At 44.1% G+C, this 14,314-nt stretch carries 12 protein-coding genes and 1 pseudogene; 8 read left to right on the forward strand and 5 right to left on the reverse strand.

All coding sequences use genetic code 11. The features are described from left to right. The first annotated feature begins 25 nt into the window (after positions 1–25). From QF117_RS04945 to QF117_RS04955, 3 genes are read left to right on the forward strand one after another with little or no spacing between them, the layout of a single operon-like run. Entirely contained in the window at positions 26–481 is a 456-nt protein-coding gene (locus QF117_RS04945; protein ID WP_282385070.1) for a nitrate reductase cytochrome c-type subunit, read from the forward strand. 30 nt (positions 482–511) lie between these two features. Next, positions 512–1,090: a NapC/NirT family cytochrome c gene (locus QF117_RS04950; protein WP_282385072.1), complete on the forward strand. Its 579-nt coding sequence runs from the start codon at positions 512–514 to the stop codon at positions 1,088–1,090. Positions 1,091–1,100: 10 nt separating this feature from the next. Next, positions 1,101–1,235: a TIGR02808 family protein gene (locus QF117_RS04955; protein WP_282385074.1), complete on the forward strand. Its 135-nt coding sequence runs from the start codon at positions 1,101–1,103 to the stop codon at positions 1,233–1,235. Between the two features lie 205 nt (positions 1,236–1,440). On the opposite strand, the gene galE is transcribed toward QF117_RS04955, so the two are convergent. Then, positions 1,441–2,457, reverse strand: coding sequence for a UDP-glucose 4-epimerase GalE (gene galE, locus QF117_RS04960; RefSeq protein ID WP_282385076.1), 1,017 nt, complete (start codon positions 2,455–2,457; stop codon positions 1,441–1,443). Between the two features lie 73 nt (positions 2,458–2,530). Continuing rightward, positions 2,531–4,498 (reverse strand): diguanylate cyclase, encoded by a 1,968-nt coding sequence (locus QF117_RS04965; RefSeq protein WP_282385078.1) that lies wholly within the window; start codon positions 4,496–4,498, stop codon positions 2,531–2,533. A 359-nt stretch (positions 4,499–4,857) separates the two neighbouring features. Between QF117_RS04965 and QF117_RS04970 the strand changes: the two genes are divergently transcribed. The 3 genes from QF117_RS04970 to QF117_RS04980 are packed head-to-tail and all read left to right on the forward strand — an operon-like array spanning position 4,858 to position 7,284. After that, positions 4,858–5,607: a 5-oxoprolinase subunit PxpA gene (locus QF117_RS04970; RefSeq protein WP_282385080.1), complete on the forward strand. Its 750-nt coding sequence runs from the start codon at positions 4,858–4,860 to the stop codon at positions 5,605–5,607. 34 nt (positions 5,608–5,641) lie between these two features. Further along, the gene (locus tag QF117_RS04975; protein WP_282385081.1) at positions 5,642–6,349 is read left to right on the forward strand and encodes a carboxyltransferase domain-containing protein; all 708 of its coding nucleotides are present in this window, start codon (positions 5,642–5,644) and stop codon (positions 6,347–6,349) included. Further along, positions 6,346–7,284, forward strand: a complete 939-nt coding sequence (locus QF117_RS04980; protein WP_282385083.1) for a biotin-dependent carboxyltransferase family protein — start codon at positions 6,346–6,348, stop codon at positions 7,282–7,284. The genes QF117_RS04975 and QF117_RS04980 overlap by 4 nt, the downstream gene beginning before the upstream one ends. On the opposite strand, the gene QF117_RS04985 is transcribed toward QF117_RS04980, so the two are convergent. From QF117_RS04985 to QF117_RS04995, 3 genes and pseudogenes are all read right to left on the reverse strand, one after another. Continuing rightward, on the reverse strand, positions 7,240–8,742 hold the full coding sequence (locus tag QF117_RS04985; RefSeq protein WP_282385085.1) for an FAD-dependent oxidoreductase: 1,503 nt from the start codon (positions 8,740–8,742) through the stop codon (positions 7,240–7,242). The genes QF117_RS04980 and QF117_RS04985 overlap by 45 nt on opposite strands. 295 nt (positions 8,743–9,037) lie before the next feature. Further along, a complete protein-coding gene (locus QF117_RS04990; protein WP_282385086.1) occupies positions 9,038–11,491 on the reverse strand; it encodes an FtsX-like permease family protein in 2,454 nt (817 codons plus the stop codon). Between the two features lie 110 nt (positions 11,492–11,601). Further along, a pseudogene (locus tag QF117_RS04995) lies at positions 11,602–12,267 on the reverse strand (ABC transporter ATP-binding protein); the annotation flags it as partial. On the opposite strand from QF117_RS04995, the gene tesA reads away from it, so the two are divergent. Together tesA and fabV are read left to right on the forward strand one after the other, a co-directional pair. Then, entirely contained in the window at positions 12,266–12,865 is a 600-nt protein-coding gene (gene tesA, locus QF117_RS05000; RefSeq protein ID WP_282385088.1) for a multifunctional acyl-CoA thioesterase I/protease I/lysophospholipase L1, read from the forward strand. The pseudogene QF117_RS04995 and the gene tesA sit on opposite strands and share 2 nt — an antisense overlap. A 95-nt stretch (positions 12,866–12,960) precedes the next feature. Then, the gene (gene fabV, locus QF117_RS05005) at positions 12,961–14,160 is read left to right on the forward strand and encodes an enoyl-ACP reductase FabV (protein ID WP_282385089.1); all 1,200 of its coding nucleotides are present in this window, start codon (positions 12,961–12,963) and stop codon (positions 14,158–14,160) included. Positions 14,161–14,314: the final 154 nt, after the last annotated feature.

A 14,314-nucleotide genomic window follows, 5' to 3' on the forward strand; every position in this document is an offset into this window, starting at 1 on the left:
TTAGCCATTAGGCGGAGAAATTAACATGAAAAAACTGATTATCGCTTTACTGTCAGTTGGTGCGGTATTAACTGGTATCGCTCAAGCAGAAACGGATAACCCGGGTGGGATTGGTGGCGTTGAATCACTGCGTGGCGCAAGTGAATTAGAAGCAACACGGCCGGCAGATGATTTTAAAAAATATCCAAAAGAGCAGGTTTTAGATAGCGAATACGTGTACCAACCCCCTCTTGTACCTCACTCGATCAGAGGTTACGAAGTGTCTCTTAATGCGAACAAATGTTTAGCATGCCATAGCTGGAAAAATGCAAAAGAGATGGGCGCAACAAAAATCAGTGTGACTCACTATGTCAATCGTGAAGATGCCGTATTAGCCGACGTATCACCTCGTCGCTATTTCTGTCTTCAGTGCCACGTTCCTCAAGCCGCAGCTAAACCGTTGGTTGAAAATGAATTTAAACCTGTTGATTCGTTGCGTTAATCGTAGCCGAAGTAATAGAGAGGCTATAATATGAAATTACTTAAAGCGTTTTGGAAACGCCTATCGAGCCCTAGTAAAGCCGCCGTTGGCGTTGTTTTATTCATGGGTTTTGCAGGTGGTTTACTTTTCTGGGGAGCGTTTAATACGGGGATGGAAGCCACCAACTCTGAGGAATTCTGCTCAGGTTGCCACGCACCTATCGTTAAAGAGATTCAAGAAACGATTCACTACTCAAACCGTTCGGGTGTACGGGCAATTTGTTCTGATTGTCATGTACCTCATGAGTGGACCGATAAAATCGTTCGTAAAGTTCAAGCATCGAAAGAGCTTTTTGCTCACTATGTCCTCGACACTATCGGGACACAAGAAAAGTTTGAAGCAAGGCGGGGTCACCTGGCTGAACGAGAATGGGCCAGACTAAAAGGCAACGATTCTTTGGAATGTCGTAATTGTCACGAATTTGAGTTTATGGATTTTTCAGAACAAAATTCTCGCAGTGCTAAACAGCATTCCACCGCACTCGCCTCTGGCGACAAAACGTGTGTTGATTGCCACAAAGGTATCGCACACAAACTGCCAGACATGCATGGTGTCGAAGGCTGGCAATAAGGAGCAGAATATGAGTACATTTGAATCTGTGATTTGGCACATTCTAGGCTATAGTGCGATGCCAGTAATCATACTAGGTGGTTTCATTGGTGTGGCCGCGGTAAGCATATGGCTACTGTCGTTAGGTAAAGATAAAGAAGTCTAGCCTCGATTCGACCAACAATAAAAAAGCCACCAGACGGTGGCTTTTTGCTGAATGGCCTAGATCTCTCGGCGACTTTACTTTTAGCCACTTTACTTCCGAGTCACGTTTTTATTGCTGATCCACTTTACTGCTGAGTCACTTTATTACTTGGAAAACTTGTTACCTACAAAACCTGTCACCTGGAAAACCTGTTACCTGGAAAGCTTTAGCTATTTGGGTAACCGTTTGGGTTTGAAGACTGCCAACGCCATGTATCTTGAGTCATTTCCTCTAGTGAACGTTTCGCACTCCACTCTAGATCGTTAATGGCTTTACTTGGATCCGCCCAACACTCGGCGATGTCACCCGCACGTCGTTCAACCACTTTATACGGCACAGGTTTGCCTGATGCTGCTTCAAAAGCAGAAACCATCTCAAGTACACTGTAACCATTACCAGTACCAAGGTTATAAATATGCAGCCCTTGCTTCTCGCCCACCTTATTCAACGCAGCAATATGGCCGTCGGATAAATCCATAACGTGAATATAATCTCGCACGCCAGTACCATCGCTAGTTGGGTAATCATTGCCAAACACCGACAAATACTCTCGACGACCTACCGCAACCTGAGAAACAAAAGGCATCAGGTTATTCGGAATACCTTGTGGATCTTCCCCCAAAAGCCCGGTTGGATGAGAGCCGACAGGGTTAAAATAACGCAGTAAAGTGATACTCCAATCTTCATTCGCTTTTTGAAAATCAGCCAAACACTCTTCAACCATTAATTTACTTCGACCATAAGGGTTCGTCGCACTGGTTGGAAAATCTTCGGTAATAGGCACTGAAGCGGGATCACCGTAAACCGTTGCAGAGGAGCTAAAGACTAGGCTTTTTACATTCGTTTGGCGCATAGCATCCACTAAGACCAAGGTGCCATTCACATTATTGTCGTAATACTCTAATGGCTTCTCGACAGATTCTCCAACGGCTTTTAATCCCGCGAAATGAATCACGCTCTCGATGTTGTGTTCGTTTAAAACCTGAATGAGCAGATCTCTATCACGCACATCGCCTTCCACAAACTTAGGGCGAGTACCCGATACTTTTTCAATACGCTCTAATACGCTGCTCTTACTGTTGTACAGATTATCAAAAATAATCGGTGTCATGCCTGATTCAATCATTTGAATACACGTATGGCTGCCTATGTAGCCCATACCACCAGTTACTAAAACGTTCATGTCACCTACCCTTATGATTTTTCTTGATTATATACAAAGATAACTACGCCTAACAGGAAAAGGACCTTAGCATCTAATCTGTATTACCAATGAGAACATATTTTCCTTTCCCTGAGGATTTCGCTTGATACATCGCCCTGTCCGCCGTCTTTAAAATAGTATCGAGGCTGTGTGTCGAATCGTTGATATGGCAAGCACCCACACTGACACCAATTGTCATCACCTGCCCATTGTAAACAATATTTTCAGACAGGAGATGAATCAGTCGTTCCGAAAACTGTCCAATGCTTGACTTAAGGCAAGGGTTAATCACCACGACAAACTCATCGCCGGATAAACGAGCGACAAGATCTTGAGAACGAACTTGAGACAGCAGTCTCTGTGAAACTTGCCGTAGCACTTCGTCCCCCGCGTCATGTCCGTATGTGTCGTTGACCTGCTTAAAGCCATCAAGATCAAGATAAAGTAACGCAAAGCCTTGTTGGTTATCTCTTACATTGGTAATAACTTCGTCCAGGACACGGTACAGATGGGCTCGGTTAGCAAGGCCAGTTAAAGAGTCATGATGAGCTAAGTATTCTAACCGCTCAAGTTCTTTAATATTTGATAAATCAGTCAGCATGAACACCCAATCATAGATGGAATCTTTGTCACTACTGACTATCCGGTTGACTTTGACAAACATTGGTACTAGGTTGCCGTTGCGATGCTTCTCTGATATCTCGCCTTGCCATTGTCCGTAATTGACGACCGATTCAGTAATGAGCGGCATTAATGAGGCGGCTTGGTGCCAATCCATCACGTCTTCTGGGCGACACTCGACTAACTGATCTTGGGTATAGCCCAACAGCTGTGTTACTGCCGGATTGATCATCGTGATATAACCATCTTGATTGATCACCATCACCCCATCTTGACTATTCTCGACCACACCAGCCGCTAAGCGTTGGCGGCTCAGAACTGACTGGATTTTTGTGACATCTTGAATAGCGAATAAAAATTGCCCTTCTCTAGACAGTTTACGACAAGTGATTTCTAACCTTTGTTCATGGTTAAATATGTCTTTCCTGATCAGTAATACATCATCAAACTCGTTACCACTTAAGATCCTTTTGTGCAGCTGGCTCTGCTTATCTACGTTGATCACATCAAGAAGGTTAGCCCCTGTGAGATAAGCAGGGGTGCATTTGAACACATCATTGCAAGCCGCATTGAAATGGAGAATATTTCCTTTGTCATCAACAACAATTAAACCATGCTGCACCGTTTCAACAACTTCATTCACAAAGGATTTTTCCTGCTCCAACTTATCCAATGTATAAACGACTTGGCGCTCTCTCTCACTGATCCTGTCGAGCATGGTGTTAAATGCACTCACCAGATCGCCAATTTCATCGCTAGACGAAACTTCAATCCGCTCATTTTTACCGTCATGGTTAATATAGGTGCCTATGGCTTGGTTTAGAGCAAATACAGGGGTCAATATGAATTTTTCAATCAAACGGTACAGACCAAAACCGGCAATAACCAGTAGCAATAAAGAAAAATATCCATTCAATAATACGCGATTGTACAACTGCTTGAACGTTGCCTTACTGACCGTTACTCTCAGCCTAGCAATGGTTTTCTCTTTTAACTTGACCGGCGTCAGCACATAAATGAAATCACCGGATGAAGAGAAGCCAGATGATAGGATTTCTTTTTGTTGTTCGACGTTAGGAGTGGGAGTCGATGCTCCTTGCTGTTGATACATACCCAGTAAATCGCCGTTGACACTGTACAACTTAACTTTCAGTACATTCTCATCGGCAGAAAAGACAGACAAGGTTTCGCCAACAACAGCGGGATCATTGAGTAGAAGGGTAGTTTGAAGATTAAGCGCAATACTGCTGGCAACGACATCAATACGCTCTAAAAGCGCATTCTTTTGCATTGTATAAGTCGCAATAAAGCCATAGCCTTGGGCCACGATATAAGTGATGAAGACAAACAATATAATCGGAATCGTCAGCTTATTTCGCAGTGAAAGATACCGCACCATCTCGTCCTCCTTTCATCAATGACATTTAAATAGTTTACTTGACCGTATACCACGCGACTTATATCTCTTTCTTATGCAGACTTTTCTTCTGCTGACTTGTTCTGCACTCTTCTTGTGTATCTCAATATAAAGCAGGACCCGAGCTTCGCAACAGGGAGACCTATGGCTGAAAAGGCAACAAGCAACAAGCAACAAGCAACAAGCAACAAGCAACAAGCAACAAGCAACAAGCAACAAGCAACAAGCAAAAAATAACCTGATTGGTACTTATATCACCGTATTTTATGCCGTTTTACTTATTATTAGTGATAACTAATAGGTAACATACATGACTCAAGATTAAACAACTAGGGCTACAAATGACACAAGTAACGATTACTCTAAATTGTGACATGGGCGAAAGTTTCGGCGAGTGGAAGATGGGCGCCGATGAACAAGTGATGCCTCACATTAATATGGCAAACATCGCTTGCGGATTTCATGCCTCAGATCCCAGTATTATGAGCCATACTATCGAGTTAGCGTTACAGCATCAGGTGTCTATTGGTGCACACCCTAGCTATCCTGATCTGCAAGGATTTGGGCGTCGCTCTATCCCATTCGAGCCTCAACAACTGACCGATTTATTGATCTACCAAATTGGTGCTTTAAAAGCCTTATGCGAGAGTAAGAACACGTCCTTAGATTATGTTAAACCGCATGGGGCTCTTTATAACGACATGCAAACGAACATAACGATCTTTGAAGCCGTTGTTGATGCTGTTTCATGCTTTCATATTCCTCTCATGACGTTAGCCTCGCCACATAATCAACCTAAGCTTGATATCGCAGATCGCTATGATGTGCCTCTGTTATTCGAAGCATTTATTGATAGAACGTATCTTGCCAATGGACTGCTCGCCCCGAGAAACCTAAGTGGCGCGGTTTTATCACACCAAGAAGACATATTGAACCAACTTAAACAGATCTTGAATTACCAGAAAGTGACCACTCTTGATGGTTTTGTTATCCCCATTGACGCTGACACCCTATGTGTCCATGGTGATAATCCAGATTCGATAGAGCTTATTAAAGAAATAGCTCAATTAATTAGCTCTCATTCAAAGTGAAACGTGATGACTCAAACCATACAGGGAGTATAATTTGACGTATTCTTATACCATTACACCCGTTGCAGAATGCTCGATCTTAGTCACGTTTGACGCGGATCCTTCATCCCATTTGTCTCTTTTTATCGGAGCCATTACTCACTCGTTAGCTCAATCCTATTCTGATTGGATAATGAATATCACGCCATCCTACAATACGATTCTCATTGATTACCTCCCTCACCGCATTGAGCTTACTGAGTTTTTAGCCAAGATGAATTCCCATATCATCAGCCAAGAGAATCAACCTACCCATTTTAGTTATGATACGGTGATTCTTCCTGCCTATTACGACCTATCTGTTGGGGCAGATCTGACCGAGTATATAAGCGATGGTCTCTCTTTAGAGAAGATCATTGAGCTGCATACCGAGGTTGATTACACGGTCTCTGCGATTGGTTTTACTCCTGGCTTCGCATTTTTATCTGACGTTCATCCGTTATTACGAAAACCGAGAAAAGCCTCCCCTAGACTGAGCGTACCTAAAGGCAGTATAGCCATTGCTAATAAGCAAACTGCAGTTTACCCCAACGCTTCTCCAGGTGGATGGAACATCATAGGCAATTGCCCCATCAACCTCTGTGAGCCATCTAAAGAGCCGATGACACCTTTCTTGATAGGTCAAACCGTTAGATTTAGACCCATTTCCAAACAAGAGTTTATATCGCTAGGTGGTGTGATCCCCGACGAGGACATGCAATGAAACAACACAATAGTGCTTTGAAAGTGGTTAAACCCGGTCCGTTAACTCTTATTCAAGATTTCGGCCGCTTTGGGTGCAGCCATCTCGGGCTGACTCAGGGCGGGCCTGTGGATGATTATGCTTATAGTTGGGCTAACCATTTATTAGGTAATACGGTGAACAGCCCTGCATTAGAAATAACGCTCGGTCAGGCGGAGTTTGAAATTCTCAATGATTGTACACTCGCCATTACTGGCGCAAACCAGCAAGTCACGCTTGATGGCAATACCGTTACAAATTGGTCAACGTTTAATGCCAACAAAGGGCAACGACTAAAATTCGGGCTCACGAAGAATGGCCTACGAACCTATCTAGCCATTGTCGGTGGTTTTAAGGCTTTAGATCATTTTGGCAGCTGCGCGACGGTCGTGCGAGACGGTGTTGGCGGGCTGAGTCAAGATGGCCAACCCATTGACACCGGTGATGTTTTTCAATGTAAACCGCACCATCAACATAAAAAGCCCATACAACTGACTTTTCGATACACCCCAAACTATGATCTGCCGCTGAAGTTACGGGTAATAGAAAGCTACCAAAGTGACCAGTTCCCAACCGAATCATTACAGAAATTTTATCAGCAACGTTTTACCGTGAGCCAGCATAGTGATCGGATGGGGTATCGACTTTCGGGGGAAAAGGTTACTCCGCCAGAAACAGAACTGCTTAGCGAAGGAATTGCTTTAGGCGCGATTCAAGTCCCGCCAGACGGACAACCGATAATTTTGCTCAATGACCGTCAAACGATTGGAGGTTACCCCAAAATTGGGTGCGTTGCACGAATAGACTTACCAAGACTTGCCCAAGCAAAGCCTGGGCAAGAAATTCAATTTGTTAAAGGCGATTTGTTAGGATTACAAGACGCATGGTGCCAATGGGCTCGGTTCTTTGGTTACTAGCTCTGATGTTACGGTGTCCACTGCGCCAGCGAGTAGTGCCAACTCTTTAGGGTAAGAACGCTCAATAGCCAGCTCTAATGCTTTAGTTTCAACGTCTTGATAACTCAAAGCGAGCGCGGTGGGATGTGTATTCTCAATAGAGCTTTCTTTCGCTAAACAAAGCGACCAATGAGCCACCAGTTTTTTGGCAGCATCTAACGCCGACGACCCTTTGACCACTTCTACACGCGCATAGTTTTGTTCTTCAAACGTCACGTCTGTTGATCGTAAAGTCGCATCGCTTCCAGGGATTTGTTGCGCACCATAAAGTGGTTTCGATAACTTGGTAGCAGAGCCAAACGTTGGAATAAATTGTTCCATATGGCCGATAGCACGTGAGGTCCTTTCCATCGTCGCTTCATTGGACCACCCTTTAGCTAGCTTGCCTTTCAATCTTTCAGGCAAATTAGGCTGAGCAGATTCTGAGGTCGAAGAGACCAAGCCATCCTTGAATAGAGTGATATTTTCGGTCATGCCGTGCAGCTGAAAAACCCCATTGGCATAAGGCGTAAGTTGAGCCATTCCCTTTGCGGTGCCGCGGGGACCATGGAAAATAACCTCTGGCCACTGTTGATTGCAAGCTTCCCAATGAGTCATATAGGCTGCTTTAAACTCGACCATGCGATTTCGTTTATAACTGGCTTGATCATCGACGGTACCTGTTTGGTAGCCACACGCATTGACCAGGTGCTCAGCATACATTTGACGCTCTTGACCGTTAGAATCTTGATAAGTCAGAAGCCACATACCATCAATGAACTGTGTTCGAATTAATGTTGTGTTGGTTTTAACATCACACTTATCCATCTGTTCCAAAATTAAGCTAGCACTCGCCGCCAGCCTAAACACACTCCAACCGTATTCTTGTACTGAGATGACGGGGTATTTCAGTCGATCTAATTCGGCATTTTGTGCAAACGGTATCATCCAGTCATCAAGAGTTAAGGGGTGTTTGGGCTGCTTGCTAAGCGCCAATGTTTGAAGCTCTGCCTGACTGTAGGATTTAAAATATTGTTCAGGATTGCCAAGGACCTGATTACGGCTATCTTTCGCTACAAGCGTTTGGTAGCAACTTTTCACCAACTTTAACCGTTCAATAATATCATTAGGATTCCCATCATCGCTAAGAGGAGTCGCAATGACAGTAGGCCTACGATTGATGGTATGAGGAAAAAGTCTCACGGTGTTGATCGACTGCTCCAAGAGCTCTAAACACTGCTTAGAGGAGATCTCTCTATAAAGGTTACCTCCAGCATGGAGATGACAAATAGGAGGACCATTGACGAGACTCTCGCTTTTCTCAAGCAATGCTAAAGAGACACCAAGTTCAGCCAAATGAATAGCAACAGTTGACCCCGCTACACCGCCTCCAACAATGGCGACTTGAACGTAATTAGAGCGTTCAACCTCATTTTTCATAGTAAACACCAACTATTTAATTCACGCCGTATTTTAGTGGCTTTTAACCACTATTCAACCGCTATTTAACAGACATCATTGAACAAACACACTCATAATAAAAATGAATTATTTGCAAAAAAACACTTGACGCAATAAATGGCTAGCCCTTTTTTTTCGATTATGTGAATAACAATAATCCTTAACATTCCGTCCTAAAAGGGCTGTAACCAAACCACAGTTATCTACAGGCTAAGTTATCCAAAACTTTATCCACCGTTTTTGTGGATAACTGCCAAATACAGAGAATGAATGGTTAATTAATCTCTTTACTCATAGGGGTTAACAGAGTTTTAACCAAACTTCTGACCACCACGAAAAGTGTGCAAAAAGCGACCAGCGGCAAGACTATCCAAAGCATAAAATGCCAAGTTGGCGATAGATCAAAGCCAAACTTTAATATACTGGCCACCAACAACTCTGCGCCTAAACTCGCGACAATACCCGCTACCAATGCCATGAGGCCATATTCTGCCCAAATGGTACGTTTTATAAACTTCTGAGTCGCACCTAAAGTTCGGTACAAACGAAGCTCTTGCTGTCTTTGAGAAAGACTCAATTGCAGTAGCGTGAAAATCAACAATAAGCCCGCCAAACCACCCAGCCCAGCTAGTAAAGTAATCGCCCATACGAACTGTCTGAGTAGCTGCTCAATCTTACTGCCCACTTCCCTAATATCCATGAAGCTGACCGTTGGGTATTCACGAGATAAGCGTTGCATCAGCGAGTCATGCTCTGGTTCAATTCTAAAACTGATCAAGTAGCTCGCCATGTGATCGGCCATAAGATCTGAAGTGAAAATGAAATAGAAATTGGGTTTCATTTCGCGCCATTCTACTTTTCTGATTGAATTGACTTTGGCTTCGATGGTCTGTGCACTGATGGTGAACGTTAACGTATCGCCGATGTTAATACCTAAGTCCTGTGCGACTTCAGATTCCACTGAAACACCTCCGACGTTGCTCCACTCCCCTTCGAGCACTGGGTTGTAGTCGGGAATCGTATCTCCCCAGGTAAAATTCAGCTCTCTTCGAAGTGCATCACTCTTTTCTTCTGCTCCCTCAATTTCTTTGGCATCAATACCATTAATATGGGTCAACCTGCCACGAATAATCGGAAACGCTTGTGAACGCTCAACCTCATGCTGGTCCAATTGCTCTAAATAGCTTTCCCGATCTTGCTCAGATATATTCAATGAAAAGGCATTAGCCGCGTTCGCTGGTAGTGTCTTTTGCCAATCTTGCAATAGATCCGTTCTCACTAACCATAGTGTCGCCATTAGCATCAACGACAGGCCAAGAGCGCTGTATTGAAGCCCAGTCATGACGGGTGTTCTATGTATCCGGTTCAAAGCAAGTTTAAACGTTGCACCTAAGGGCAGTTTCGTCATCAGTTTGGTGATAGCAAGGCTGATAATTGCCAGGGTGACAATAACCCCAACAAGCCCACCGAACAGCATCCATACTAAGGTGTTACTCGCGTAATAACCGAGTAAGGGTAAAACCGGAATCGCGATTAACCCATAATAGCGACGCTTGAAAATGTGTTTACTCGCAGGTTGCATTGCTTGCGCAGCACTAATGTTAAACAAATTCAGCAGTGGCATGCCTAGTGCTGGTACCGCGATAAGCACACACGTCGCGACCGATAACAGATAGGGCGATAAACCGTATGAAGGAAGCTGCTCTGGTAAGATATCCACCAAAGGTAACCGAAGCAGGTATTCTAGGAGCATCCCAGCGCTGAAACCGAGCGCAATGGAAACCAGTAACAAAATACCGATTTGAAGTAATATCCATCGAGTGAGCCAACGCTTTGTGGCCCCCAGGCTTTTCAGCATAGCAATGGTGGTTCTTCGCGACGCCACATAACTTTGACAGGTTAAGACTAACGTTGCTGCTGCCATTAAAATCACAATCGCTACGCTGAGCGAGAGATATTGCGTTGTATTAATGAAGATATCGTTGGTTCGACTGGCTGTATTGGTGTCTTTCCAGCGTTCGCTAGCCGTCAGCGTTACTTGGCTTTTTAACTGCTCAAGTTCAGTTTCATCCCCGTTAATGTAGAGCTGATAACGCACCCGACTTCCGATTTGAATCGCACCGGTTTGAGCGATATCAGAATAGTGAATAAGCACTGTTGGCATTTGTTGAAAGGGATTAAACGACAGCCCTGGCTCTTCTTCTATTGTCCCGCTCACGATAAAATCAGCGTCACCGATAGCCAGTGAATCTCCTATAACAACATCAAGCTGAGTAAGAAGTCGCTTATCAAGCCAAAGTTCGTTTTTATTAACTTGCTGCGACTCCTGAATATCTGAAGCGAGCCTCATTGTTCCACGAAGTGGGTAATTCGACTCTAATGCTTTTACCGTAACAAGCTGCATTTGGGTATCGCTGAACGCCATGGTAGCAAAACGTGTCACGCGGCTTACCTCAATTGGCGCTTTTAATATCGCATCCTCTAATGATTGCGGAAGAGGATTAGAAGATTGAAACACTAAATCTGACGTGAGCGCATCTTTACCCTGTTTAACCACAACCTGTTCAATGCGTTCTGCGAGCGCAGACAGAGCAAAGACACACGCAATGATCAGAGAGAGTGAAAGAGCGATGGGCCAAAGCTGTCCATGACGTATTTCTTTGAGGCTCCAGTTGACAAGCCAAGTGGCTTTAGAAATGCCACGATCGGCTGTAGACACTTTATTCATACTGAATGACCTTGTGAATCGATGTCGTTTCCGCTCGGCACGCTCTGTTTGTTGGAGGCTTCCGCTTTTGAGAGATCCTGTGAACTCTGTTGCAAGCTGTTAGGCATTGGCTGGATAGAGCCAGACTGAACGTAAATGGTTCGATCGCACTGTTGAGCCAAAGAAAGATCGTGTGTCACAAGAATAAGCGTCGTGCCATGTTGCTTATTCATATCAAAAAGCAAATCAATCACTGTTGCCGCTGTTTTCTGATCCAGGTTACCCGTCGGTTCATCTGCAAATAAAATTTTAGGATTGATCATGAATGCCCTTGCCAGCGCGACGCGTTGCTGCTCACCACCTGATAGCTGAGAAGGTAAATGCTCCATGCGACTGGTTAGCCCTACTTGGCCCAACAACATTTCAGCCCTTTTTCTGTCTACTGAGCTTCCATTTAAAAGACAAGGCAATGTGACATTGTCGATCGCTGACAGCGTAGGCACCAATAAAAAGCTTTGAAATACAAAACCGATGTCATTGGCTCTCAATGAGGCTCGTTCGTCATCACTCATTTGACTGATCGATTTCCCAAGCAGCTCAATCGTGCCGCTTGTAGGAGTGTCGAGACCGGCTAAGAGCGTCATCAAGGTAGATTTCCCCGCACCGGATGTGCCGACGATCGCAATGCTTTCCCCTTCTTTGACATCCATATCAATATCGTTAAGGATGGTAAGAGACTCACGGTTATTTGAGATAACCTTTGATACTGACTTTGTACTAATAATGGATGTTTGCATGATTCGGCTATTTTCCTTAATTCTTATTGTTCTCTGTTCTAGCATTGCACACAGTAAAACGCTACTGGTTCTCGGCGACAGCTTAAGCGCTGGATATAACATGCCAGTTGAACAGGCTTGGCCTTCACTATTGGGTAATGCATTGGCTAACCATAATAAAACCATTGAAATCGTTAATGGAAGCGTTTCCGGTGATACTACGGGTAATGGCTTATCACGCCTACCTTTATTGCTGGAAGAGCATAACCCTAACTATGTTCTGATCGAACTTGGTGCTAATGATGGCTTGCGCGGGTTTCCACCCAATCTGATCTCTAATACGTTGACTGAACTCATAAAGATCACAAAAGATTCAGGGGCTCAGCCAATATTAATGCAAATCCGCATTCCACCCAATTATGGGAAGCGCTACAGCGATGCATTTTTTCAAATTTACCCAAACCTAGCTGAGCAAGAAAACATACCATTACTCCCTTTCTTTTTAGAGCAAGTCGTTATCAAACCAGAGTGGATGATGGAAGACGGTCTGCACCCTAAACCGGTTGCTCAGCCATGGATCGCAGAGTTTGTCGCTGAAAAAATATCGGTACATCTTTAATTTTAATGGTTTAGCTCAATTAAAACCTGCTTCAGCTGCGCTATTTTAGTGGCTTGCTGCTAGTAAGAGTCAATTTGTTTTAAAAGGCGCTAAAAATGATTATTAAACCCATTATTCAGGGCATGGTCGCTCGTTCTGCTCATCCACTTGGTTGTGAACAAGCCGTGCTCGATCAAATTGAATTTGTAAAAACAGCTAAGCCCATTCAACAGGGACCGAAACGTGTGCTCATTCTCGGCTCATCTTCGGGATTTGGGCTTGCATCCAGGATAGCCCTTTCATTTGGCGCATCAGAATCCGATACCATTGGTGTCTCATTAGAGCGCGGTCCAACGGCAAAAGGTGGGGCGACAGCAGGCTGGTATAACAACCACTATTTTAAGCACCACGCTGAGCAGGCAGGAAGAGTCGCCATCAACATTGAAGGCGATGCTTTTTCTGCTGAAACTCGCACCAAAGTCATTGAAGCCATTGAAACTTACTTTGAAGGCGAAGTCGATCTTGTCATATACAGTCTAGCAACAGGCGCCAGACCAAATCCCGACACTGGCGAGTTATGGCGCTCTGCGATTAAGCCCATTGGTCGCAGTATTAACAGCTCTCTCATTAGCCTTGAAACAGACGAATGGTCTGACGTGACCTTGCCACCGGCGACGGAGCAAGAAGCAGATGACACCATAAAAGTCATGGGCGGCGAAGATTGGGAAAGCTGGATTGATACCCTAATTAACGCTGAATCCATTGCCCAAGGCTGCAGAACCATCGCCTTTTCCTACGTTGGTCCAGAGATTACGCACCCATTGTATCTTGATGGAACTTTAGGGCGAGCCAAAATCGACTTGCATCAGACCAGTCATTCACTCAATTTGAAACTTGCCAATTTTTCCGGCGGTGCTTATGCGACGGTATGCAAAGCGCTAGTAACCAAAGCCAGTGTGTATATCCCAGGCTTAACACCGTACATGATAGCCTTGTACAAAGTGATGAAAGAGCGCAACCTTCATGAAGGCTGCATTGAACAAATGCAGCGTCTCTTTTGCGACAAACTGTACGGCGAACAACGCATTCCTCTTGATGGCGAACGATTATTGAGAATGGATGATTGGGAGCTGAAGACTCAAGTTCAACACGATGTTTCCCGCATACTGGAAGAAATGACACAAGATAACTTTAAGCAGATTGGAGATTATCAAGGCTTTAAGTCTGATTTTTTGAAACTCAACGGTTTTAATTTTGAGAAAATTGATTACACTGTTCCGATTGATATTGAGTTATTTATTACTACAAGTAACTAAAAAATAAAGAGTCTCAAATTTGAGACAGCCATTAATAAGCAAAGCCCCGTTATTTTTCTGGGGCTTTTTTTTGTTACATTAACAAAAGGCTCTTATAATTAAGAAGTTGGATAGCATTGAGTAAACAACCATTCGGTCTCGACGCATTGGATGC

Origin of the sequence: Vibrio sp. YMD68 (genome assembly GCF_029958905.1) — a bacterium.
Classification (GTDB): domain Bacteria; phylum Pseudomonadota; class Gammaproteobacteria; order Enterobacterales; family Vibrionaceae; genus Vibrio.